We start from the raw sequence: 22,439 nt of genomic DNA, 5'->3' as shown, positions 1-22,439 counted from the left end.
CAGGCGGGCATCGCCCCTCCGCAAAGCACTACTTCGAAATATCCTCCAACGCGACATCCCGTGTCTTCGGCCCAAGCGTCCCGATGGCCAGCATGACGATCATCATCGCGCCGGAGATAAACACAAACACCCCGTTCACGCCAAACCGGCTCAAGCATCCCGCAATCACAAATGCGGAAAACATCGCCGAAATCCGGCTCCACGAATAAACAAATCCCACCGCCCTCGCCCGAATGCTGGTCGGAAATAGCTCGGCCTGATAGGCGTGGTAGCTGTACGAAATAATGTTGCCCGCCAGCACAAGGCACACCCCCAAGCTCACGAGCAACACCGTCTCCCGCGCCTGGCTGAACAGCAGCCCGCACACCACGTTCACCGCCGCCATGCAGATAATCACCGTCTTACGTTCGAAGCGGTCGGCGATCAGCATCCCGAGCAATGGTCCAAGGGGCGCGGCAATCGCGATGACGCTCGCGTACATCAAACTCGTCGTGACGGTAATGCCCTGTTTGATCAGCAGCGTCGGAATCCAGTTCGCGAAGCCGTAATAGCCCATCGTCTGGAATACGTGGAAAATAATCAGCATCAGCGTGCGCTTGCGATACGGCGGCACCAGCAGATCGCGAAACGCGGCACGCGCACGCACCGGTTCAGGCAACGCCGGCTCCGGCAAAGGCCGTCCATATTCCCGTTCCACGCGCGCTTCGAGTCGCTTCATCACCGCGTCGGCTTCCTCGATGCGGCCTTTCTGTGCCAGCCAGCGTGGGCTCTCCGGCAAACGCAGACGAATCCACCACACCACGATTGCGCCGACTACACCGGTCAGCACGACCAGCCGCCAGCCGTCGAGACCGAAATAACGGTGCGGCACCAGCAAGTACGATAGAAACGCGACGATCGGCACCGCGCAGAAACCGACTGCCTGCGAGAAGGCCGAAGCACGACCGCGCACGTGCTTCGGCACGAGCTCGGAGATGTATGTGCCGATCGTCACGATCTCCACGCCGATGCCGATTCCCGCGATGAAGCGCCAGAGGTTGAGCCCAAGCGCCGTGTCCTGGAACGCCATGATGATGTTGGCCGCGGTGTACCACAGCAGCGACCACGTGAAGATCGCACGCCGCCCGAAGCGGTCGGCGAGAAAACCGCATGCCGCCGTGCCGATAAAGAGTCCCGCGAATAACGCCGCGATGAAACTCGCCACCCCGCTGGTGCCGAACAGGCCGTGTGTCGTCGCGGTGAGAATGCCGCTGCGCACGAGGCCCGGCGCGATATAGCCCGAGAACATCAAGTCGTACAGTTCGAAGAAGAGGCCGAGGCTTAGCAGCATTACTAGTTGCCAGATGGAACGCGTGGCCGGCAAGCGGTCGAGCCGCGCGGAAATTCGCGCACCTTCCAGCGCAATCTGTTCTGCGCGGCCAGTCGCCGATGCGCCAGCGCCTGAGGGCATACCACCCAACGTGCCGGCATCGCCGACCGCTGTTGCAAACACCGTTTGATTCGACGATTTCATCGTCCGTCTCCTATGTTCCGGTCTATCGCCGGATGAGATTGACCGACCACACTCACGCAGCTTCTCGCGGCGCCTTCGTCACGCCACCGCCCAAGGCCGCGATCTGCGCCTCGTCGTAGCCCAAACCACGCAACACATCGGCGGTGTGCTCGCCGATCTTTGCGATCGGCCGGCGCGGTTGCAGACGAGCGCCGTCCATCGAAATCGGCAGCAAGGGCATCGCGGTTTCGCTGCCGTCATCGAGCGTCAATCGCGCAAGGCCGCCGCTCTCATTCAAATGCGGATCGTCGAACAGGTCCTCGGGTTTCGTGATCGACGCGAACGGAATATGGTCACGTTCGAACAGCGGCGCAAGCGCAGCGCCCTCGAAGCGACTCAGGGTTTCGCCGAGTGTCTGCAGCAACCACTCGCGCGCCAGCACGCGGTCGTTATTGGTCGCGAGACGCGGGTCCGCCAGCAGGTCAGCGCGACCGAGGATCGCGCACAGCGCGCGCCATTGGCCATCGCCGGTCGCGGCGATGAACATCTGCTCGTCGTCGGCAAGCCGGAACACGTCGTAGACGGCCCATGCGCTGATGCGCTCGGGCATTGGCGCAGCGGGCACGCCAGTCGCGGCGAACTGCTGCATGTGTTGCGCGGAAAGCAGCACGCAGTTCTCGAACAGCGCGCTCTGCACTTCCTTGCCGCGTCCGCTCACATGTCGTTCGTGCAGCGCGGCAAGCACGCCGATCGCGCCGAACATGCCGCCCATGATGTCGTTCACCGAACTGCCCGCACGCAACGGACGGCCTACCGGTCCGGTCATATAGGCGAGGCCGGCCATCATCTGCACGACTTCGTCCAGCGCGAGACGGTGTTCGTACGGCCCGTTCAGAAAGCCTTTGTGCGAAACATAGATCAGCCTGGGATTGCGTTCGCGAAGCGACGCGTAATCGAGACCCAGGCCCGCCATGCGGCCCGGCTTGAAGTTCTCGACGAAAACATCCGCGGTATCGACCAGCTTGTGCAATGCGGCCAGTCCCGCTTCACATTCGAGGTCGAGCGCGACACTTTTCTTGTTGCGATTGAAGGTCCGAAAAAAACCCGCACCGGTGCCGAGCAAACGGCGCGTACCGTCGCCGCGCGGCGGCTCGACCTTGATGACTTCAGCGCCAAGGTCGCCAAGAATCATCCCGCACGTCGGCCCCATCACCATATGCGACAGCTCGACCACGCGAATGCCCGCAAGCGGCAACGCGCCCTGTTGCGCGCCTGGAGACGCAGATGCGGCAGATGCGGAAGAAGCTGAAGAGGAAGAAAGCGGATTCATTGCGGCACCTGTGATTCGGAGGATTCGACACGTCGAGCGGCGGCACTGAATTGCTTCGGCACACCCGCACGCGCCAGATAGCCGTACAGCGGTTCGCCAGGCAGCGCGTCGGCGAGCACGTCGCGCGACGCAATGAGCCGGGTGAGGTCGATGCCGGTGTCGTAACCCATGCTGTCGAGCATGAACACGAGGTCCTCGGTGTTCACATTGCCGGTCGCGCCCGGCGCATGCGGACAACCACCGAGGCCCGCCAGCGACGCGTCGAATTCACGGATGCCGTGCTGCAGCGCGATCAGCGTGTTGGCGAGACCGAGGCCGCGCGTGTCGTGGAAATGCAGCGAGCGCAGCTTCTTTCCCGCGATCCCTCGGACCAGTTCGATGATTTCGCCGACCTGGCGCGGCGTCGCCTCACCGGTGGTGTCGCCGAGTGCGATGACATCGGCGCCTGCCTGCAACGCGGCGCGCGCAATCGCGGCGATATCGGCGTAAGGCACCGCGCCTTGCAGCGTGCAGCCGAACACGGTCGACAATCCGGCGATCAATTCCACCCGCCGCGCGTTCGTGCCGGCCGTGCCATCGATCAGCTCACGCATCGCGGCAAACGACTCGATCATCTCGACAGGCGTCTTGCGCACGTTGGCCAAGCTATGCGCCGTGCTCACCGAAATCGGCGCGACGATCCGGTGCACCCCGGAGTCGAGCGCACGTTGCGCGCCTTTCAGGTTCGGCACCAACGCTGTCACGATCAGATCGTCGTAGGTGAGCGCATGGGCGATCACTTCGTCGGCGTCGGCCATTTGCGGCAACAGCTTCGCCGGCACGAACGACGCGACTTCCATATGCCGCACGCCGGCGGCATAGGCGGCGTCGATCCAGCGTCGCTTGAACTCGGTGGGCATCGTGCGTGCGATGCTTTGCAGGCCGTCGCGCATGCCGACTTCGGTTACGACGACGCGCTCGTGGGTCTCACTCATGGTCTGGAATCCCGGTCTTGAATCTTGCGTGGAGTGCAGGGAATGAAGCAGCTGAGTGACAGCGTGCCCGCGCGCGGCTGCGCGGCAAAGTCTGCGTTGACGACGCACTCCATCGCCGCTCGCGATGGCGGCAGAGGCACGCTGGACGGGCGTGCGCCGCCGCAAAGGGGAAACCCTTAAGGGCTTTTCAGAAGGAGCTCAGAGGCAGCCGGAAACCAGAAGCCGACGCTCAAGCCGAGCGCAACAAATGGTCCAGCAAATGCGACGCCGTCAGCGTCAGCGCGTTGCGGTCGCGCATGCAGATCACGAAGCGCCGTTCGGCCCATGCTTCGCGCAACGGCACGGCGACGATGCCGTATTCATCGGCTGCGTGCTTCGGCAGCGCCTCGCCCGGCAGGATCGCCACGGCAAGGCCGGCCTGGATAAAACGATAGGCGGCGTCGAAAGTCGATACGTAGGTTCGATAATTGAGCTCGCTGCCTTTTTCCACCGCAATGCGCTGCATCAGCGCATTCATCGAGGCGTTCGATGCAAGACCGAGATGATCGAACGCCAGCGTCTGCTCGAAGCCGATCGCGGCCTCGCCGGCCAGCGGATGATCGCGCGGCACGAGCAGCGCGAGATGATCGGCGCGATACTGCAGCACGTCGAGACTGCCCATCGGCACCACATCGCGGCAAATGCCGAGATCGGCCACGCCCTCTTCCACACCGCGCACGATCTCGGCGCTGACGCGCTCTTCGACGTCGACACGGACCTGCGGATTGGCCTTCAGAAACACCGACAGCGCCTCGGGCAGAAACTCGACCATCGACGACACATTCGCCAGCACCCGTACATGGCCGCGTGCACCGGCCGCGTATTCGCTGAGCTCCGCCTGCAAGCGTTCGTGGCCGCGCATGATGAGCCGCGCATGCCTGAGCAGCGCCTCGCCGGCGGCGGTCGCGCGCACGCCACGCTGGCTGCGCGAGAGCAATGCGACGTCGACCAGCGCCTCGAGATCGGCGAGCCGCTTGCTGACGGCGGACGGCGCGATGAACTCGCGCTCAGCCGCCCGCGCGATCGTGCCTTCCTCGCAGACGGCGATGAACAAGCGCAACGTCACCTGATCGATTTGCCACATGAACGGGCGCGCCCCGGGTGTATGAAGTGGGAAAATTATGCCCGAGGAAGGCGGCGGCCGAGTCCCTCCCAGGGTATCCACGGCCGGTGCGCCGGTTTGCATCGTTGATCGCACAGCAGGTTACGAGGGCTGAGCGTGTGTCAAAATCACTGCGCACACAACGAACCACTCGATAGAACAACCGATAAAGGTTTCCCCATGTCCACCGCCAGTCTCTTCGTCACTTCCGCGGGTGTCGGCCTCGCGATTGCCGCACCGGTCGGCCCGATGGGCATGCTATGCATTCGCCGCACGCTAACCGGCGGTCCGCGAGCGGGGCTTGCAATCGGCTTCGGCATTGCGACCGGCGACGCGGTTTACGGTCTGATCGCGGCGCTCGGCCTTGTCGGCATTTCGCAGTTCATGCTCGCCTACGACCGGCCTTTGCATCTGCTCGCCGGTCTGTTTCTGCTTTATCTCGGCGTGCGTGCGCTGCTGCAGAAAGCGCCCGCCGACGCGGCAAACGGCAACGGCAACGGCAACGGCAACGGCGACACCAAGCTCGCACAAGTGGGCCGCGCCGGCGCGCTGCGCGCGTATGCAAGTTCCTTGCTGCTCACGCTCACCAATCCGCAAACCGTCATCATGTTCGCCGCGCTGTTCACGACGCTCGCACCACGCGGGGCATTTTCATCGGGCATCGCGTTGACCACGGTAGGCGGTGTGTTCTGTGGCTCGATCGCCTGGTGGTGTTTTCTCGTGACCGTGGTGTCGCTCGCGCGCCATGCGATCGGCAGCAAGCTGCGCGTCGCGATCGACCGGATCGTCGGGATCACGCTCGCGGCGTTCGGTATCGTCGAAATTCGCCGCGCGCTTTGAGTGAGGTTTGACGGCACTGCGCAAGCAAGGGTGCTCAACGATGCGCCCCCAGACTCACGAGCGACCGCGCAACGCCACGAACACCACGCCGGCAGACGCCACCCACCGCATAGCGTCGCGAGTCCCGGGCGCTCGCCGGTCAGCACGGCCTAACAGGACGCGTCATAGCACTTTGTACGCAAGCGCGGCAGTTTTGCGACAATAGCGGCTTTCGCCGCGCCGTCGCGGGCCTGTCGCCGGGATGCGCCGACGCTGGAAAGAAAGTGCGCGCCGGCCTTGCCGTCTAACCTGTCCAACCCACCCGACCGTCAGCGGTCCGCTCAATGGCTCTTCCCCACATCGATCTGCTGTACTCCGTCTCCGGCCTGTTCGTCGGTTTTCTGGTCGGACTGACGGGTGTCGGCGGCGGCTCGCTGATGACGCCGATCCTGGTCCTGCTGTTCAACGTGCACCCGGCTACGGCGGTCGGCACCGATCTGCTGTACGCCGCCGCCACCAAGGCAACCGGCACGCTGGTGCACGGTCTGAAAGGCTCCGTCGACTGGCAGGTCACCCTGCGTCTCGCATCCGGCAGCGTGCCGGCCGCAACCATCACCCTGATCCTGCTACACCGGTACGGGATGGACACGCCGGGCGCGAGCCGGCTGATCCAGATCGTGCTCGGCGCCGCCTTGCTGGTGACGGCCGTGGCGCTCATATTCCGCCCGCAACTCGCGGCGCTCGGCGCGCGTCGTCAGCGCGCGCCCAGGCAAGGGCGTACGCTCGCGCTCACCATGCTGACCGGCGCGGTGCTGGGCGTGCTGGTGTCGCTGACCTCGGTGGGTGCGGGCGCCATCGGCGTGACGGTGTTGCTGCTGCTGTATCCGTTGCTGCCGACCACGCGCATCGTCGGCTCCGATATCGCGCACGCGGTGCCGCTCACGCTGCTGGCGGGTGCCGGTCATTGGCTGCTGGGCTCGGTCGACTGGTCGATGCTGCTGTCGCTGCTGGTGGGGTCGTTGCCGGGCATCGCGATCGGCAGTTTTCTGTCGTCGCGCGCACCGGACGCGCTGCTGCGCAACGTGCTCGCCGCCACGCTTACGCTGGTTGGCGTGCGCCTCGTGCTGTCATAAAGCGGCCCTGACAGGCCGCATCAACAGGCAGCCTCGATACCCAGTTCGAAGCGCCCGCCTTCGGTGCGGATAAAGACGCCGGCGCACCCAAGCCGCTCTATTTGAAAAACCTGCAGGTCAGATCGGTCTCGAACTGCCTGACCCATTGACCGTGTTGGTCGTGATAGCACTGCGCCCAGCCGCCCCGCCGAACCGTGACGAGGCGCTCATGCTCGGCATCGACCGGGTCCGGGCAGGCGCTGATGTCGAAATGCGCCGGCGCAAAGCCGTGCCGTGCACAGACCAGTTCGAAAGCCGCCCGATCGCCGAGCGGCAGATCGGTATAGCGCAAAGGCGTGGTTTCCATGACGTTGACTCCGGTTCCGCTTGCATCACAGTACGCTTCGCGCCGCGTCAATTGTGTGTCACAGCACACAGACGGGCCGTTGCGGCGCCGGCGTTCAGTCCGGCACTGACTGGAACCATCATCATCGCTTCAAAAATCGCCGCTGCGAAAAATAAAGCGAAAAAAAAGGGCTCCGGTTATTCGCCGGAACCCTCGCACTGGCATGCATCACGATGGCGCATAACGCGATATCGAATCGCACGCACCCCCTGTTGCAGCCTTTCGCGCTTGCTGCAAGCCGCTATGCCAGGCCGCTTGTCGCGGCCTGCTCATTGCAGCGGTCTTACTGCTGAACCACGGTCAGCTTGTTCGACACCGACGTCACGCCGGCGACGCCTTTGGCCGTTTCGCCGGCAGCGTCGATCTGGCTTTGATCAGGCACCGAGCCCGTCAAGGTAATCGCGCCGCCACGAGCACGCACGGCGATGTTCGAGACGTCGATGCCTTGCGCCTTGGCGAGCGCCCCGCGCACCTTGCGGCCCAGTTGGCTATTCGCCTTCTTGCTGGCCTTGGCGCTTGCAGCCGGTGCTGCGGTCGTGCCCGTAGCCGTTGCGTCGCTTGCCTGAGCGTACACATTGCACGCCACCACCATTGCCACAACCGAGCCCAGCGTTTTCAGAAAACCGACCGATTTCATAGTTTCTATTCTCCTTAGCTACACATTGGACCGCATGTACAAGCGGCTTCGTTACGACTACCGGCGGCCATGCTCTGGACGCGACAAGGCGCGGCTCAGCGACGGCCGACTAGGGCTGCGACACGGTGTGCGAGAGGCGAGAGAAGCCGGCCGCCGTGGTTGCCTGCGATATCGCGCAGGCAATGCGGTACGGGAGCCGGCAAGCCGCGAAGTCCGCCAGCGCGCCCGGTTCTTGTCTGTCGTGCCGGGTCGCGCTGCGCAAACATCTGTTCGCGGCAGCGATGCACAATTTAATCTAGCCGCGCCAGAAGCGCAAAGGGTTTAGTCATACGCGAGGGGTGCGCCGCTTGTCATGGCGGCATGGATCGTGTTTTATTCATGCGCCGTTCATATTTTTGGCCCTGGCGTGCTTCGCCGAACCATCATGAGGCTTTCATGGGATGTTCACGCGCGGTTCACGCGCCATTCACGTGGCATTCACGCGCCGTTCACGAATTGTTACGGGTTTGACGGCGCCCCTCCCGGCCGGACGCTGCGCCGCCGCGCGAATCTCAGGTACCATCGGCGCGACACGCCGCCGCGCGGCGGGTGCGCCTTGCGCGGCGTCCCGCCCGGCATGGCGCGAACGCTTCGCCCCGGTTCGCGCTCCGCAGAGCGGCCGCCATTCCGTTCACTTTCGACCGTAGCCGTCACCTCACCTGATGAAGCCAGCCACCGGCCGCAAACGCCCTCCCCGTCTCGTCGCCCGTTTCGTGGCGATCTCCTGGCGCGATCTGGCGGTCTCGTTCGGACCGATCCTGCTGATCGCCGCCGCGGCGATCTGGGTCGCCGTGCGCCTGATCCAGCCCGCCCCGCCCAGTACGCTGACGATCAGCGCCGGCCCCCAAGGCAGCACCTTCTGGAACGCGGCCCAGAAGTACAAGGAGATTCTGGCGCGCAACCGCATCACCTTGAACGTCTTGCCCTCGGAAGGCTCGCTGCAGAATCTCAAGCGGCTCTCGGACCCGAAGTCGAACGTCGACGTCGCCTTCGTCCAGGACGGCGTTGCGCCCGGCCCGGCGAGCGATGGCCTGATGTCGCTCGGCAGCGTGGCCTATGTCCCGCTGGCGATCTTCTATCACGGGCCGACGGTCGCACGGCTCTCCGAATTCAAGGGCTTGCGCCTCGCAGTCGGCGCCGAGGGCAGCGGCACGCGCGAACTGGCGCTCGCGCTGCTCAAGGCAAACGGCATCGTGCCGGGCGGCCCGACCAAGCTGTTGCCGCTCTCGGGCGAGGAAGCCGCCCAGGCACTCGTCGCCGGCAAAGTCGACGCGGCGTTTCTGGCCGGCGATTCGGCGCAACCGGCGGTGATGGGTAAGCTCTATCGCACGCCGAACGTCCAGTTCTACGACTTCACGCAGGCCGATGCCTACACGCGCCGTTTTCCGTATCTGACGCAGCTCGAAATGCCGATGGGCGCGTTCGACCTCGGCAAGAACCTGCCGTCCACGCCGATTCACATGGTGGCGCCGACCGCCGAACTGGTGGCGCGCGACTCCTTGCATCCCGCGCTGTCCGATCTGCTGATCGAAGCGGCGCGCGAGGTTCACGGCAAAGCGAACGTCATGCAGCGTGCCGGCGAATTCCCCGCGCCGCTCGCGCACGATTTCCCGATCAGCGACGACGCCGCCCGCTACTACAAGTCAGGCAAGAGCTTCCTCTACCGGATCCTGCCGTTCTGGCTGGCGAGCCTCGCGGACCGGCTGCTGGTGGTCGTGGTGCCGCTGATCGTGCTGCTGATTCCCGCGCTGCGCGTCGTGCCGTCGCTGTACACGTGGCGGGTGAAGTCGCGCATCTACCGCTGGTACGGCGCGCTGATCGCGATCGAACGCAGCGCGCTCAGCGAGCACTCGGCCGCCGAGCGTGCGTCGCTGATCGAGCGGCTCGATGCCATCGAGGAATCGGTGAACGGTCTGAAGATGCCGCTCGCCTATGCGGATCAGTTCTATGTGTTGCGCGAGCATATCGGCTTCGTGCGCGAGCGGCTCACGCAAAACCGCGAGGCCCAGCGCGACGCAGCAGGCGAGCCGGACGACGGCCCCCAGCCGCCTGCTTCAGCGGACGAGCCGGAAGCCGACGACGCAACGGAATCGCCTGAAGCGCGGGGCGCCGCCGAGGCCGACGAGCGTTCGGCCGGCCGCCCGGCCTAGGACCCGCATCGAGCCCGCACGATCGGGTTCGATGCCCCCGGCTGGCCGTCGCCGGCTCAAAACGATAATGACCGGTGCAAGCAGCGGCTGCACCGCGTAAGATCATTACAATTCCGACGGTCCAGCAGACGACACCGTGCGGAAAGGGCAATCCGGGAGACATTCATGACCGTTGGCACCGACCCCAGGCAACCACTGTGGTTTTACGATTTTGTCTCGCCGTTCACGTACCTGTTGCTCGAGCAACACGACAAATGGCCGGGCTTCGACTTCGCGTTCACGCCGGTCGCGCTGAACGACCTGTATCGCCACTGGGGCCAGCGGCCCGCTTATAGCGTGCCCGCCAAGCGCACCTTCATGTACCGTCACGCGCTGTTTCGCGCGGAGCAACTCGGCATTCCGTTCAAGATGCCGCCGGCCCACCCGTTCGACTCCATGAAGCCGCTCCTGCTCGCCACCGCGGCGAAGGGCGACATCGGCTTCGTGCGCGAGATTTTCCGTTTCATCTGGCGCGAAGGACGCGATCCGTCGAGCGATGCGGCATTCGCCGAACTGTGCGAGCGCGTCGGAATGCCCGACGGCCCGGAACTCATCAAGCATGCAGATGTGGCGGCGCAATTGCAACGCAACACCGCGGATGCGATCGGCCTGGGCGTCTACGGCGTGCCGACCTTCTACCTGAACGATCAATTGTTCTGGGGCGAAGACGCATTGCCCATGGTGCTGTATTGCGCACGCACGCCGAACTGGCTCGACTCGAAGGAAGTGAAGCGGGTGAGTTCGCTGCCTTCGGGCTTTGCGGACATTTGAGCGAAAGCACGGCGTAAGATTGGTGCAAACAGGCACGCCGTGCCTACGCTCGCGCACGCCTTTTTCGACATGATGGCGTCAAAAAAGGCCGCGCTGATGCCGGCCATACCGTGCCTGCTATGCCACCACACCAGAAACGGGCCTAAGGTTATAACCTTTGCGCCCCGCTCTCGCGATCCGGTTCGCGGGCGGCTCCGTACGACGCTTGATCCGGGTCCGACCTGCTTGCACCGCCTCGCCTAAACCATGGACGACTCCGCCGCCTCCCTCGATATCTGGCTCGTGCGCGTGCTGCGCACGCTGCTGGTCGAGCGCAGCGTCACGCAAACCGCGCTGCGGCTGAATCAGACCCAGCCCGCCATCAGCACCGCGCTGCGCAAACTGCGCGAGACCCTGAACGATCCGATCCTCGTGCGCGGCAAGTCGGGCATGGTGCCGACCGAATACGGCGAATCCTTGCTGGCTTCGGCGCAACGCGTGCTGCGCGAAGTCGATTTCGTGGCGACGCCGCACGGCGACTTCGATCCCGGCCGCTCGCGCCGCACCTTCCGCGTGGCCGCGCCGGACTATCTGAACGACTTCTTCATGCCCACCGTGATCGCGCAGTTTCGCGAAGCCGCGCCGCATGCGCGTCTGGAGATCGATTCGCTAAGTCCGATGCTCGACCATTCGGCCGCGCTCGATGCGGGTGAACTCGATCTGGTGATCGGCAACTGGCCGAAGCCAGATCCGCGTTTCGAGCGCAGCGACCTGTTCTCCGATACGGTGGTATGCCTGATGCGCGCCGATCATCCGCTCGCGCGCACGCCGATGACGCGCGAAGCGTATCTCGCCGCGCCGCACCTCGCGCCGACGCCTTATAGCGGCGCAGGCGGCGGCGCCGTCGACATTGGATTCGCGAGAGCCCGCGCCGAGCGGCGCATCGTCGCCACGCTGCCCTACTTCGGCCTCGTGCCGCAAACGCTGTTGCAATCGGATCTGATCTTCACGACCACGCGCCGTTTCGCGATGCACTATGCGAGCATCCTGCCGCTCGCCGTGGTCGACGTGCCGATTCCGTTTCCACGCATCAAGTGCTATCAGCTATGGCATCCGCAGCCGGATCGCCCGAGCGATGTCGGTTGGCTGCGCACGTTGATGTCGCAGGTGTCGGATGAATTGGTTGCGCAGAAGGTGCGGCGCGCGAAACGGCCGGCGAAAAAGGAAACGTCAGCCGCGGCGGGCTGACGTGCTGGTTTGAAGTCTGGCGGGCGAGCGCTTGATGCGGTACGCCTTTCTTCTGCGCAATTCAAGTGACGAACCTGACGTTGAACTCCTTACGCCAGGCGCCTCGCACTCTCTACTCACACGCTCGCGCAAAGCTTCTGCGTTACTGCCAGCGCAGCGATCTGGCGTGACCGAATCTGCAGCAATTCAGCGCACACCGCCACCGCGATCGCCGCAGGCGCCTTATCGACGATGCCGGTCACGCCGATCGGGCACGTCATCTCCACCAGCCGATCCAGATCCACTCCGCGATCCAGCAGCCGGCGCTCGAATTTCACCCGCTTCGTCTTCGAGCCGATCATGCCGAAGTAGGTGAAATCGCGCCGCCGCATGATACGCGCGGCGAGCGAAAAATCGAGTGCGTGGTTGTGCGTCATCACGAGGAAATACGCGCCGGGCGGCGCCGCGTCGACGATCGCGTCGGGCGTGTCGGTCGCCTCGATCTGCACGTTGGGCGGCGTTTCGTCGGGAAACAGTTCGTCGCGCTCATCGACCCACTGGACGACGCACGGCAAGCTGCCGAGCAGCGTGACGAGCGCATGGCCAACGTGCCCCGCGCCGAACAGCACGATGTGCATCGGCGCCGGACGCGGCGCTTGCACGGCGCTGCGCCGCCCGATCTGAACGGAAGAAAAGTCGTTCATGGCGATCAATCCAGTTGGTTTCAATGATTGCACGATTACTCTGCCCGACGGTTTCTAACAGTTGCTCGCTGCGGTCAGCCGCCGGCTGCGCTGAAGGTCCTGGCGGCGGCCGCCAATTCCTCGCGATTTCCGGCGTGTCACGGCGGCCGGCCAGCGTCACGCCTTCATCGCAACGTCTACTGCCGCGCCGCCGCAGTCGCTGCCCGCACCGCGCCCACGGCCTTGAGAATTTCCTCGCTGGTAGCGGGCGCATTCAGCGGCGGATTGACCTTGTGGTCGCCCACGGCCGACACGGCATCGCGCACGGCGAAGAACACCGAGAACGGCAGCAGCAACGGCGGCTCGCCGGTCGCCTTCGAACGGTGGATGCTGTCCTCCGCATTGCGATTCTTGAACAGGCGCACTCGGAAATCGGGCGGCGTATCGTTGACGGTCGGAATCTTGTAGGTGGACGGCGCGTGCGTCATCAGCTTGCCGCCCGCGTTCCACCACAACTCTTCGGTCGTGAGCCAGCCCATGCCCTGGATGAACGCGCCTTCCACCTGGCCGACGTCGAGCGCCGGGTTCAACGAAGCGCCCACGTCGTGCAAAGCGTCCGCGCGCAGCACGCGCATTTCGCCGGTCAGCGTATCGATCACCACTTCCGACACGGCCGCGCCGTACGAGTAGTAGTAGAACGGCCGGCCTTGCAGCTTCGATTGATCCCAGTAGAGCTTCGGCGTGGCGTAGAAGCCGTCCGACCAGAGCTGGATACGCGCGACGTAGGCCTTCGCGATCACTTCTTCGAACGGCACGATCGCCTCGCCGACCACCACGCGGTCGTGCACGAAACGCACTTCCGAGGCAGCCACCTGCCCTGCGCCGAAACGCTCCGCGGCGAAAGCCGACAGACGCTCGCGCAACTGGCGCGCGGCATCTTGCGCAGCCTTGCCGTTCAGGTCCGAACCCGTCGATGCCGCGGTCGCCGACGTATTGGCGATCTTGCTCGTATCGGTTGCCGTCACGCGGATGCGGTTGAAGCCGATGCCCAGTTCATGCGCGACGACCTGCGCGACCTTCGTGTTCAAACCCTGGCCCATTTCGGTGCCGCCGTGGTTCACCAGCACCGAGCCGTCGGTGTAGATGTGCACCAGCGCGCCGGCCTGGTTGAAGTGAGTCACGTTGAACGCGATGCCGAACTTGACGGGCGTGAGCGCCAGCCCCTTCTTCAGTACTTCGTTGTTCGCATTGAACGCGTTGATCGCCGCACGGCGCGCGCGGTATTCGCTGGTCGCTTCGAGCTCGTCGATCAGCTCGTGAATCACGTTGTCTTCGACCACCTGACCGTACGGCGTCTGGTTGCGCTCGGTCTTGCCGTACAGATTGCGGCGGCGCACGTCGAGCGAATCCTCGCCGACCGAACGCGCGACGTTGTCCATGATGTACTCGATCGCGAATGCGCCTTGCGGACCGCCGAAGCCGCGGAACGCGGTGTTCGACTGCGTGTTGGTCTTGCCGCAAAAGCCGTCGATCGATACGTCGGACAGCCAGTACGCGTTGTCGAAGTGGCACAGCGCGCGTGTCATCACCGGACCGGACAGGTCGGCGGAGAAGCCGCAGCGCGAGGTCATGTCGACGCTCACGCCGTCGATCACGCCCTGGTCGTCGTAGCCCACTTCATACGTGTAGTGGAAATCGTGGCGCTTGCCGGTGACCATCATGTCGTCGTCGCGATCCGGACGCAGCTTGACCGGACACAGCAGCTTCCATGCAGCGAGCGCCGCGCAGCACGCGAACAGACCCGATTGCGATTCCTTGCCGCCGAAGCCGCCACCCATGCGACGGCATTCGATCAGCACGTTGTGCGACGCCACGCCCAACGCGTGCGCGACCATGTGCTGCATTTCGGTCGGGTGCTGGGTCGAACAGTAGACGTGCATGCCGTCGTCGTCCTTCGGCACCGCGTACGAAATCTGGCCTTCCAGATAGAACTGTTCCTGGCCGCCGAGCAGCATCTCTCCGGCTTCGCGACGCGCCGCGCGGGCGATCTTCGTACCGGCGTCGCCGCGCGCGAGCTTCATCGGCGGCAAGACGTGCTGGTTCGCGGCGCGGGCCTGTTGCGCGGTGAGGATGGCCGGCAGCTCTTCGTAGACGACTTCGGCGCGGCGCGCAGCGAGACGCGCGATTTCATGCGAGGTCGCGACTACGATGAACATCGGCTGGCCGACGTATTGCACGATACCGTCCGCGAGAATCGGATCGTCGCCGTGGATGATCGGACCCACGTCGTTGACGCCGGGAATGTCGCCCGCGGTGAAGATCGCGACCACGCCGGGCGTGGCGCGCACTTTATCGAGCGCCATGGAGACGATCTTCGCGTGCGCTTTCGGCGACAGGCCGAGGGCGGCGTGCAGCGTGCCGGCCAGCGTCGGGATGTCGTCGGTGTAAGTGGCGCGGCCGCTTACGTGCAGGTGCGCGGACTCGTGCGGACGCGAGATGTGGACCTGGGTAAAGTCGTCGAGATCCTGAAGGTCTTTCAGGAACGGTTCGGCATGCTGATTCATTCTTTGTTCTCCGTATCCTTATGGCGTTTCAGGCGCTGGCACTGGCGCTGGCCGGGGCGCAGGCCGCGGCAACTGCACGAACATCCAGTGCGCTCTTCGGCAGCGGATTGTTCGGACGCGTTTCGAGCCAGAAGCGGTATAAGGTGTTCTTCGCCGCTTCGAGGCGGTAGTTGCTGGTCGCGCGCATGTCGGACAGCGGCGCGTAGTCGTTGCCGAGCGCGAGCATCGCGGCCTGCGCGGTGGCTTCGTGCCATTCGGCGTCGCGCAGCACGGCCTCGGCGTGCGTCGCGCGCTTCGAGGTGGCGGCCATGCCGCCGAACGCGATGCGCGGCTCGCGGATCACGTTGCCGTCGGCGATGAAGGAGAACGCGGCGCACACGGCCGAGATGTCCGAGTCGAAACGCTTCGACAGTTTGTAGGTGCGGAACTGCAGATTCTTGCGTGCGCCGGTGCGGGTCGGCACCTTGAGTCCGACGACGAACTCATGCTCCGCCATGTCCTTCTTCTGATACGCGAGGTACAGATCCTCAAGCGGCATTTCGCGTTCGATCTCGCCGCCGCGCACGATCACATGCGCGCCGAGCGCGATCAGGCCAGGCATCGAATCGCCGATCGGCGAGCCGTTGGCGATATTCCCGCCGAGCGTGCCGGCGTTGCGGATCGGCAGCGACGCGAAGCGTTGCCACATTTCGGTGAGTTCCGGATATTGCTTCGCGATTTCGGCGTAGGCCTTTTCGACGGTCACGCCCGCGCCGATCTCGATCCACTCGTCATTGGTTTCGAGCTTTTGCAGCGCCGCGATCTGCCCAACGTAGACGATGTTGCCCAGCTCACGCATCTGCTTGGTCACCCACAAGCCGATGTCCGTGCTGCCGGCGAGGATGCGGGTCGCCGGTTCGGCTTCCTTGATTTTCGCGAGCGCGTCGACAGTGCGCGGCGCGTCGAACTGCTGGCCGGCGTGCTGGTAGTGGAATGTGTCCTTGCGTTCGAGCGTGGCAAGCGCATTCGACAAGGCTTCGACATTGACCGGCGCTTTCGGCGCGGGCGCTTCGAACATGCGCACGGCCGCGTCGACGATCGGACGATAGCCAGTGCAACGGCACAGATTGCCGGTCAGCGCGTTGCTGATGGTGTCGCGCGACGGCACGGTCCGGTTCGCGCAGCTATGTTCGTGGCCGTGCTTTTCGTACAGCGACCACATCGACATGACGAAACCCGGCGTGCAGAAACCGCACTGCGAACCGTGGCACTCGACCATCGCTTCCTGCACCGGATGCAGCGAACCGTCCGGCTGACGCAGGTCTTCGACGGTGAAGAGCGCCTTGCCGTCCAACGTCGGCACGAACTGGATGCAGGCGTTGACCGCCTTGAAGTCGACGCCGCCCGCCTCGTTGCGCTCGCCGATCACGACCGTGCACGCGCCGCAATCGCCTTCGGCGCAGCCTTCCTTGGTGCCGGTGCAATGCGCGTCCTCGCGCAAGTACTGCAGAACGGTGCGGGTGACAGGCGCGTCCTTGATCTCACGGATCGCGTTGCGGTGGTAGAAGCGAATCGGCTCAGTCATGTCTCGTTACTCTCACTGTTCTGTGTCCGTGGGGACGTGCTGCGATGATGGTTCGAAAACTATCACCATCAATAAAACCAACCCATAGCGCGGATCGCATGCGGGACATATTCGTGAAGCGATATAGAGATAGGTTTGAGAGTCGGTTGGCTTATGTTGGCATGGCTGTTTTGCCGCATTTTTAGTTGAATTAAAGTTTTTCAGCCATACACAGCTAGAGCCTATTAACCCGTCAAGCATCAAAAGACCACTCGTACAGGGCGAAAACGGACCACTATATCGATCCGGCACCCTTATCTAGCCGACGAAATTATTAAGCAAGCCCTGCAAGGGAATCGGTTCCATGGGAAAATCACGGCTTCCCGCCGTTTTCAAGTCTCGTTTTCCCGATGCCCACCGACTCAGCGACACCTCGCAGCGAATTTGCGACGACCATGCAGATCATTCCGGTCGTCTTTTTCACGTTTCTTTGCTACTTGACGATCGGAATTCCGCTCGCGGTGCTGCCTGGCTACGTCCACGATGACCTGGGTTACAGCGCGATCCTGGCCGGCGCGGCGATCAGCGTGCAGTACCTGGCGACGCTGGCATCGCGGCCGCTCGCCGGCCGCTCGGCCGACTCGCTTGGGCCGAAGCGGACAGTGACGATCGGCCTGCTGGGTTGCGGGGCAAGCGGGATCTTGTTGCTGCTGGCCGTGTTGTGCGGGCGCTGGCCCGCGCTGAGCCTCGGGCTACTGGTCTGCAGCCGTCTCGTACTGGGTTTCGGCGAAAGCCTGTGCGGCACCGGCGCGATTCTGTGGGGCATCGGCCGGGTGGGCACGAGCAACAATGCGCGGGTGATTTCGTGGAACGGTATTGCGACTTACGGCGCGCTCGCGGTTGGCGCGCCGCTCGGCGTAGCGATCGCGCATGCGATCGGGTTCGCCGCGTTGGGCATTCTGGTGATTCTGCTGGCGGCACTCGGTTTTTATCTGGCGCGGCCCATCGCGGCGGTGCCGATCGTGCACGGCGAGCGGATGTCGTATCGAAGCGTGTTCACGCGGGTGCTGCCGCATGGGATCGGGTTGGCGCTGGGTTCGGCCGGCTTTGGGTCGATTGCGACGTTCATCACGCTGTTTTATGCCGCGCGGCATTGGCCTAATGCGGCTTTGTCGTTGACTGTCTTCGGCACGCTGTTTATCGGTGCGCGCCTGTTGTTCGCCAACACGATCAAGGCCTACGGCGGGTTCAGGGTCGCGATTGCTTCGTTTTCGTTTGAATGTGCGGGGCTGTTGATGTTGTGGCTGGCGCCGGAGCCGCATATTGCCCTCGCGGGGGCGGCGTTGACCGGGTTTGGGTTTGCGCTGGTGTTCCCTGCTCTCGGCGTCGAAGCGGTTGGGCTCGTGCCGCCTGCCAGCCGTGGGGCGGCTTTGTCGGCTTATTCTGTGTTTCTCGATCTCTCGCTGGGGATTACGGGGCCGTTGGCCGGGTATATCGCTGGGGAGTTCGGTTATGCGCAGGTGTTTCTTTTTGCAGCGGTGGCTTCTGCGTTGGCAGTCGTGCTGTCGACCATGATGTATTTGCGCAATTCGCGCGTGCCTAATGCGCCTGCGGCGACTTGAGTTCTTTTGCCTTGCTGGGTGCTTGTTGTCTGTTTGCCTACGGCGGGGGGCTTTTCTTGATCTGCTTGCCTGTTTTGTGCTTTTTGTCTGTGCTTCTTGGTTTGGTGCCTTTCCTTGCATTGTTAGTGGTCTATTAGCGTTCGCCCCTGTGCGGGGCAGGCACTTACTTCTCTTTGCCGCCGCAAAGAGAAGTAAGCAAGAGAAAGCGGCTCACACCGATCCTGCTAAGTGGGTCCCGCAGCCCACAACAGGTAGTGGTGCATCTGGAATCTGTGTTCGTGCCCCTGCTTGTGCTAGTGACAAGGGCGTCATACTTCCGGCGGCGCTGCGCGCGCCGAAGCGTACTTCCGAAAACCGATCGCTGCGTTTTAGCGCTCACGCCTCCTTCGGCGCAGTGGCGTAGTGTTTCGCCTCTGTCGCCTTGGCGCGTCGCCGAGGCAAAGCCGATGGCCCCACTGACTTGAACCGAAGCCCCTGGTTTCCCATGCAGACCCGTCCGCGACGCACGCAGTGCGGAGTGGGAGCTGATGAGTCCTTTGTCACTGGCGCGTGAAGGTGCGAGGGCACGGATTCCAGATGCACCACTACCCGTTGCAGACCACGGTGCCCGCTTAGCATTAGCGGTTTGAGCCGCTTTCTTTGCCTACTTTCTTTGCGGCGGCAAAGAAAGTAGGTGCCTGCCCCGCACAGGGGCGAACGCTAATAGACCACTAACAAATCAAGGAAAGCCCAACACCGCAGGCACACAGACACGAACGCGCCGAACAGGCAAACAGCCCAACACCGCAGGTACAAAAACAGAACCAGCACCGCGAAAACAAAACCCTCACTTCCCTTCCGACAACCCGCGCTCAAGCGCCGCCACGCCAGCCGGCAACTCAACCTTAACGCCCAGATCCACCATCGTTCGTCCGAGCGCATGCAAGGTTCTGAACAGGTTGTGTTCCCGGCACTGCTCCCCCATCTGCCCAATCCGCACGATCGGCAAACCGAACGAACCCGAAATTTCCACCTGGTGTTGCCGCGAGATGTGCCCACAAATATCGGCAGAACTCAAGCGCTCCGGCACGACGATGCCAACCACCGAGTTCAGTCGGCAAGGCGCCGGCGCGTAAAGCTGCAAGCCCAGTGCGGTAATCCCCGCCTGAAGCGCCACTGAACACTTCAAGTGCCGCGCAAAGCGCTTTTCAAGCGTCTCCGCGCATACGAGACGCAGCGCCTCGTGCAGCGCCAGCACACCCGACACGGGCGCCGTGTAGTGATAGCCCGCGTTGTGCCAGAAGTTCTCCGCAAGCGACGCATCGAGGCACCAATGCGCATTCGACGCCGTGCGGCCCTTCACGCGTGCCCACGCCTCATCCGAAAACGCGATCAGCGAGACACCCGGGATCGACGACAAGCCTTTCTGCCCGCCCGTAATCACCGCATCGATCCCCCACGCGTCCATCTCGAGCGGCATCGTGCTCAGCGTACACACCGCGTCGACGATGACCAGTGCACCCGCGGCCTTCGCAAGCGCCGCAATGTCCTTCAGATGGTGATTCCACACCGTGTTCGAGGTCTCGCCCTGCACGATCGTCACGATCTCCGGCCGCTCGCGGCGAATCGCCTCGGCAACGCTTTCGAGGCTCGCCACCGTGCCGTCCTCGACGTCGAGCATCGCGACGTGCGCGCCAACGCGCCGGCCCATCTCCGCCATCCGCTCGCTGAAAAAGCCGTTCTTGATGCTGAGCACTTTCGTGCCTTCCCATGCGAGGTTGGAGATCGCCATTTCCATCGCCGCAGAACCCGGCCCGGCCACGCCCAACACCCACTTCGAATTGGTCTGGAACACGTAGCGCGCCATGGTCTTCACCTGGCCGATCACCTTCACCATCGTGCTGCCCAGGTGATTGATCACCACGGTATTGGCCTTGGCTACCGCCGCGGGAATCGGCACGGGGCCGGCGCCCATCATCAGCAACGGCTCTTCGGGAAGAATGGCGTCGAGCGATTCGACAACCGGACAGGGCACAGCGTAGGAAACAGGTTCGGTAGAGAGCGATGAAGTCGGCATGATCGGTACGTGAATGTCAGAACGCAAGGGACAAGCGGCCCCGCCAGCAATGACACTGGCGGGGCCGCCTGTTCGATCATTCACCGATCCGCGCGATTGCGCAAGGAGTTTGTCACTTCACCTTGGACTTATCGAGCTTCTTGCCGGTCGCCGCGTTATACCGCTCGACATATTCCTCGATCAGCTTGCGCATCGCGCGGCCGATCTGCCGATAGTCCGACTCGTTCAGATTGGCCAGCGACACCCGTCCCGAAGGATGCTGCGTGCCGAAGCCGCGTCCCGGCAACAGCACCACGCGCGCTTCGCGTGCGAGGCGGAACAGCAATTCGGACGGCTCGGTGTTCTTCAGCAGCCAGTCGACAAACTCGCGCCCGAACATGCGCTCGCCAAGGAACTCGATGTCGAGAATCGTGTAGTAGTCGACCTGGTTCGGATCGTCGTCATCGAACGAGATGCCGACCTCCTCGTACAGCGCCTGCTTGCGCTTGCGAATCAGGCGCTTCAGCGCATTCTTGTACGCATCGGGTGTGTCCATCAGCGAGAACAGCGAGAACAGCACCATCTGCACCTGCTGCGGCGTCGACAAACCCGCCGTGTGATTCAGCGCGACCGTGCGGCTGTCGGCGACCAGCCGATCGATGAACTTGAGCTTGTCCGGTTCCGTCGTGATCGATTCATAGCGCTCGTGCAACTGCTTCTTCGCGTCTTTCGGCAGCTCGGCGATCAGCTTGTCGAGCACATTGTCGCGATGCGTCGCGATTACGCCGAGACGCCAGCCGGTCGCACCGAAATACTTCGAGTACGAGTACACGAGGATCGTGTTCTTCGGCGCGAGCGCGAACAGCGAGACGAAGTCGTCGGCGAAGGTGCCGTACACGTCGTCGGTCAACAGAATCAGATCGGGGCGTTCCTTGACGATGTCCGCAATGTATTGAAGGCTCTCGTCGTCGATTTTCACCGAAGGCGGGTTGCTCGGGTTCACGAGGAAGAACGCCTTCACCTTCGGATCACGCAGCTTGTCGAGTTCCTTCTTCGAATACTGCCAGCCGCTTTCAACGGTAGCTTCGAGATTGACGACGTTCAGCCGATAGTCGTTCAGGCGCGGAATTTCGATGTACGGCGTGAAGATCGGCAAGCCGAGCGCAATCGTATCGCCCGGCTTGATCAGGTGATTCTCGCGCATCGTGTTGAAGATGTACGTCATTGCCGCCGTGCCGCCTTCCACCGCGAACACGTCGAACTCGCCCACGAACGGATGGTTGCCGATCATCTCGCGGCGCAGATACTGACCGACAATCAGTTCGGATAACTTAAGCATCCGGTCCGGCACCGGATAGTTCGACGCCAGAATGCCCTCGCACATTTCATAGAGGAAGTCGCCCGCGGAGAGTCCGAGCTGATCGCGCACATACGACACGGCGCCGCGCAGAAAGTCGATGCCGGGCACGCCCCTGTTTTCGCGCAGGAACAGATCGAAGCGCTCCGTGAGTCCTTCGCGGCGCGGGAAGCCGCCAACACCCTCGGGCATGAACGCAAACGAACGCTCCGACTCGCGCATCGCAAACAGGCCAAGCTGCCAGAAGCCATGGCGCGGAATCGTCGCGAGGAAATTGGGGTTGCCGCGCCCCGCGTTGAGCATCGACATGTTGGCGGCACGCTCCACCGCGCCGCCGCCGGCGGCCTTGATCAGTTCGTCCTTGAGTTCGAACGGGCTGAGCGCCGCCAGGCCGGCTTGGGCCATGTCGCCTTGTTTCTTGCCGCTTTTCTCTTTTGCCATGATGCGTTCTCCAATGTGCACGGGAATGACACCGGCGTCGCGAGTGATCGTTCACTTGTCGCCGGCGTAAGAGAGATC

General features: G+C 63.5%; 17 protein-coding genes. 6 read left to right on the top strand and 11 right to left on the bottom strand.

The window, feature by feature from the left end; translation table 11 throughout:
* Nucleotides 1-28: 28 nt before the first annotated feature.
* The 4 genes from DSC91_RS28795 to DSC91_RS28780 form a co-directional block, all read right to left on the bottom strand.
* Nucleotides 29-1,513 (bottom strand): MFS transporter, encoded by a 1,485-nt coding sequence (locus DSC91_RS28795; RefSeq protein WP_115781964.1) that lies wholly within the window; start codon nucleotides 1,511-1,513, stop codon nucleotides 29-31.
* 52 nt (nucleotides 1,514-1,565) lie between these two features.
* Nucleotides 1,566-2,822, bottom strand: a complete 1,257-nt coding sequence (locus tag DSC91_RS28790) for a CaiB/BaiF CoA transferase family protein (protein WP_115781963.1) — start codon at nucleotides 2,820-2,822, stop codon at nucleotides 1,566-1,568.
* Nucleotides 2,819-3,796 (bottom strand): hydroxymethylglutaryl-CoA lyase, encoded by a 978-nt coding sequence (locus DSC91_RS28785; RefSeq protein WP_115781962.1) that lies wholly within the window; start codon nucleotides 3,794-3,796, stop codon nucleotides 2,819-2,821. The genes DSC91_RS28790 and DSC91_RS28785 overlap by 4 nt, the downstream gene beginning before the upstream one ends.
* A 229-nt stretch (nucleotides 3,797-4,025) precedes the next feature.
* On the bottom strand, nucleotides 4,026-4,919 hold the full coding sequence (locus tag DSC91_RS28780; RefSeq protein WP_115781961.1) for a LysR family transcriptional regulator: 894 nt from the start codon (nucleotides 4,917-4,919) through the stop codon (nucleotides 4,026-4,028).
* A 198-nt stretch (nucleotides 4,920-5,117) separates the two neighbouring features.
* On the opposite strand from DSC91_RS28780, the gene DSC91_RS28775 reads away from it, so the two are divergent.
* Complete coding sequence (locus tag DSC91_RS28775) at nucleotides 5,118-5,777, top strand: LysE family translocator (protein ID WP_115781960.1); 660 nt, start codon at nucleotides 5,118-5,120, stop codon at nucleotides 5,775-5,777.
* 323 nt (nucleotides 5,778-6,100) lie between these two features.
* A complete protein-coding gene (locus DSC91_RS28770) occupies nucleotides 6,101-6,889 on the top strand; it encodes a sulfite exporter TauE/SafE family protein (protein ID WP_115781959.1) in 789 nt (262 codons plus the stop codon).
* A 97-nt stretch (nucleotides 6,890-6,986) separates the two neighbouring features.
* Here DSC91_RS28770 and DSC91_RS28765 read toward each other — a convergent pair whose 3' ends face one another.
* Entirely contained in the window at nucleotides 6,987-7,235 is a 249-nt protein-coding gene (locus tag DSC91_RS28765) for a hypothetical protein (RefSeq protein WP_115781958.1), read from the bottom strand.
* Between the two features lie 322 nt (nucleotides 7,236-7,557).
* Nucleotides 7,558-7,911 (bottom strand): BON domain-containing protein, encoded by a 354-nt coding sequence (locus DSC91_RS28760; protein ID WP_115781957.1) that lies wholly within the window; start codon nucleotides 7,909-7,911, stop codon nucleotides 7,558-7,560.
* A 701-nt stretch (nucleotides 7,912-8,612) separates the two neighbouring features.
* Between DSC91_RS28760 and DSC91_RS28755 the strand changes: the two genes are divergently transcribed.
* From DSC91_RS28755 to DSC91_RS28745, 3 genes are all read left to right on the top strand, one after another.
* Nucleotides 8,613-10,100: a TAXI family TRAP transporter solute-binding subunit gene (locus DSC91_RS28755; protein ID WP_115781956.1), complete on the top strand. Its 1,488-nt coding sequence runs from the start codon at nucleotides 8,613-8,615 to the stop codon at nucleotides 10,098-10,100.
* Between the two features lie 165 nt (nucleotides 10,101-10,265).
* On the top strand, nucleotides 10,266-10,910 hold the full coding sequence (locus DSC91_RS28750) for a 2-hydroxychromene-2-carboxylate isomerase (RefSeq protein WP_115781955.1): 645 nt from the start codon (nucleotides 10,266-10,268) through the stop codon (nucleotides 10,908-10,910).
* A gap of 246 nt (nucleotides 10,911-11,156) precedes the next feature.
* Nucleotides 11,157-12,137 carry a LysR substrate-binding domain-containing protein gene (locus tag DSC91_RS28745; protein ID WP_115781954.1) on the top strand — a complete coding sequence of 327 codons (981 nt, stop codon included), beginning with the start codon at nucleotides 11,157-11,159 and terminating at the stop codon, nucleotides 12,135-12,137.
* Between the two features lie 116 nt (nucleotides 12,138-12,253).
* On the opposite strand, the gene xdhC is transcribed toward DSC91_RS28745, so the two are convergent.
* The 3 genes from xdhC to xdhA all read right to left on the bottom strand — a co-directional run bounded on the left by xdhC (nucleotide 12,254) and on the right by xdhA (nucleotide 16,927).
* On the bottom strand, nucleotides 12,254-12,820 hold the full coding sequence (gene xdhC / locus DSC91_RS28740; RefSeq protein ID WP_115783545.1) for a xanthine dehydrogenase accessory protein XdhC: 567 nt from the start codon (nucleotides 12,818-12,820) through the stop codon (nucleotides 12,254-12,256).
* A gap of 176 nt (nucleotides 12,821-12,996) precedes the next feature.
* On the bottom strand, nucleotides 12,997-15,363 hold the full coding sequence (gene xdhB, locus DSC91_RS28735; RefSeq protein WP_115781953.1) for a xanthine dehydrogenase molybdopterin binding subunit: 2,367 nt from the start codon (nucleotides 15,361-15,363) through the stop codon (nucleotides 12,997-12,999).
* A 28-nt stretch (nucleotides 15,364-15,391) separates the two neighbouring features.
* On the bottom strand, nucleotides 15,392-16,927 hold the full coding sequence (gene xdhA / locus DSC91_RS28730; protein WP_115781952.1) for a xanthine dehydrogenase small subunit: 1,536 nt from the start codon (nucleotides 16,925-16,927) through the stop codon (nucleotides 15,392-15,394).
* A gap of 389 nt (nucleotides 16,928-17,316) precedes the next feature.
* On the opposite strand from xdhA, the gene DSC91_RS28725 reads away from it, so the two are divergent.
* Nucleotides 17,317-18,528: an MFS transporter gene (locus DSC91_RS28725; protein ID WP_115781951.1), complete on the top strand. Its 1,212-nt coding sequence runs from the start codon at nucleotides 17,317-17,319 to the stop codon at nucleotides 18,526-18,528.
* A gap of 826 nt (nucleotides 18,529-19,354) precedes the next feature.
* Here the strand turns inward: DSC91_RS28725 and DSC91_RS28720 are convergent.
* Nucleotides 19,355-20,584 carry a pyridoxal-phosphate-dependent aminotransferase family protein gene (locus DSC91_RS28720; protein ID WP_115781950.1) on the bottom strand — a complete coding sequence of 410 codons (1,230 nt, stop codon included), beginning with the start codon at nucleotides 20,582-20,584 and terminating at the stop codon, nucleotides 19,355-19,357.
* Between the two features lie 112 nt (nucleotides 20,585-20,696).
* A complete protein-coding gene (locus DSC91_RS28715; RefSeq protein ID WP_115781949.1) occupies nucleotides 20,697-22,361 on the bottom strand; it encodes a bifunctional aspartate transaminase/aspartate 4-decarboxylase in 1,665 nt (554 codons plus the stop codon).
* Nucleotides 22,362-22,439 lie beyond the last annotated feature (78 nt).

The organism is Paraburkholderia caffeinilytica (assembly GCF_003368325.1).
Lineage (GTDB): Bacteria > Pseudomonadota > Gammaproteobacteria > Burkholderiales > Burkholderiaceae > Paraburkholderia > Paraburkholderia caffeinilytica.
This window is presented reverse-complemented; position numbering and strand designations above follow the sequence as displayed.

What these genes read in the sequence shown, in the direction of transcription:
- DSC91_RS28795 (WP_115781964.1), bottom strand. Translation starts at nt 1,513, where the DNA reads ATGAAATCGTCGAATCAAACGGTGTTTGCAACAGCGGTCGGCGATGCC.
- DSC91_RS28790 (WP_115781963.1), bottom strand. Translation starts at nt 2,822, where the DNA reads ATGAATCCGCTTTCTTCCTCTTCAGCTTCTTCCGCATCTGCCGCATCT.
- DSC91_RS28785 (WP_115781962.1), bottom strand. Translation starts at nt 3,796, where the DNA reads ATGAGTGAGACCCACGAGCGCGTCGTCGTAACCGAAGTCGGCATGCGC.
- DSC91_RS28780 (WP_115781961.1), bottom strand. Translation starts at nt 4,919, where the DNA reads ATGTGGCAAATCGATCAGGTGACGTTGCGCTTGTTCATCGCCGTCTGC.
- DSC91_RS28775 (WP_115781960.1), top strand. Translation starts at nt 5,118, where the DNA reads ATGTCCACCGCCAGTCTCTTCGTCACTTCCGCGGGTGTCGGCCTCGCG.
- DSC91_RS28770 (WP_115781959.1), top strand. Translation starts at nt 6,101, where the DNA reads ATGGCTCTTCCCCACATCGATCTGCTGTACTCCGTCTCCGGCCTGTTC.
- DSC91_RS28765 (WP_115781958.1), bottom strand. Translation starts at nt 7,235, where the DNA reads ATGGAAACCACGCCTTTGCGCTATACCGATCTGCCGCTCGGCGATCGG.
- DSC91_RS28760 (WP_115781957.1), bottom strand. Translation starts at nt 7,911, where the DNA reads ATGAAATCGGTCGGTTTTCTGAAAACGCTGGGCTCGGTTGTGGCAATG.
- DSC91_RS28755 (WP_115781956.1), top strand. Translation starts at nt 8,613, where the DNA reads ATGAAGCCAGCCACCGGCCGCAAACGCCCTCCCCGTCTCGTCGCCCGT.
- DSC91_RS28750 (WP_115781955.1), top strand. Translation starts at nt 10,266, where the DNA reads ATGACCGTTGGCACCGACCCCAGGCAACCACTGTGGTTTTACGATTTT.
- DSC91_RS28745 (WP_115781954.1), top strand. Translation starts at nt 11,157, where the DNA reads ATGGACGACTCCGCCGCCTCCCTCGATATCTGGCTCGTGCGCGTGCTG.
- xdhC (WP_115783545.1), bottom strand. Translation starts at nt 12,820, where the DNA reads ATGAACGACTTTTCTTCCGTTCAGATCGGGCGGCGCAGCGCCGTGCAA.
- xdhB (WP_115781953.1), bottom strand. Translation starts at nt 15,363, where the DNA reads ATGAATCAGCATGCCGAACCGTTCCTGAAAGACCTTCAGGATCTCGAC.
- xdhA (WP_115781952.1), bottom strand. Translation starts at nt 16,927, where the DNA reads ATGACTGAGCCGATTCGCTTCTACCACCGCAACGCGATCCGTGAGATC.
- DSC91_RS28725 (WP_115781951.1), top strand. Translation starts at nt 17,317, where the DNA reads ATGCCCACCGACTCAGCGACACCTCGCAGCGAATTTGCGACGACCATG.
- DSC91_RS28720 (WP_115781950.1), bottom strand. Translation starts at nt 20,584, where the DNA reads ATGCCGACTTCATCGCTCTCTACCGAACCTGTTTCCTACGCTGTGCCC.
- DSC91_RS28715 (WP_115781949.1), bottom strand. Translation starts at nt 22,361, where the DNA reads ATGGCAAAAGAGAAAAGCGGCAAGAAACAAGGCGACATGGCCCAAGCC.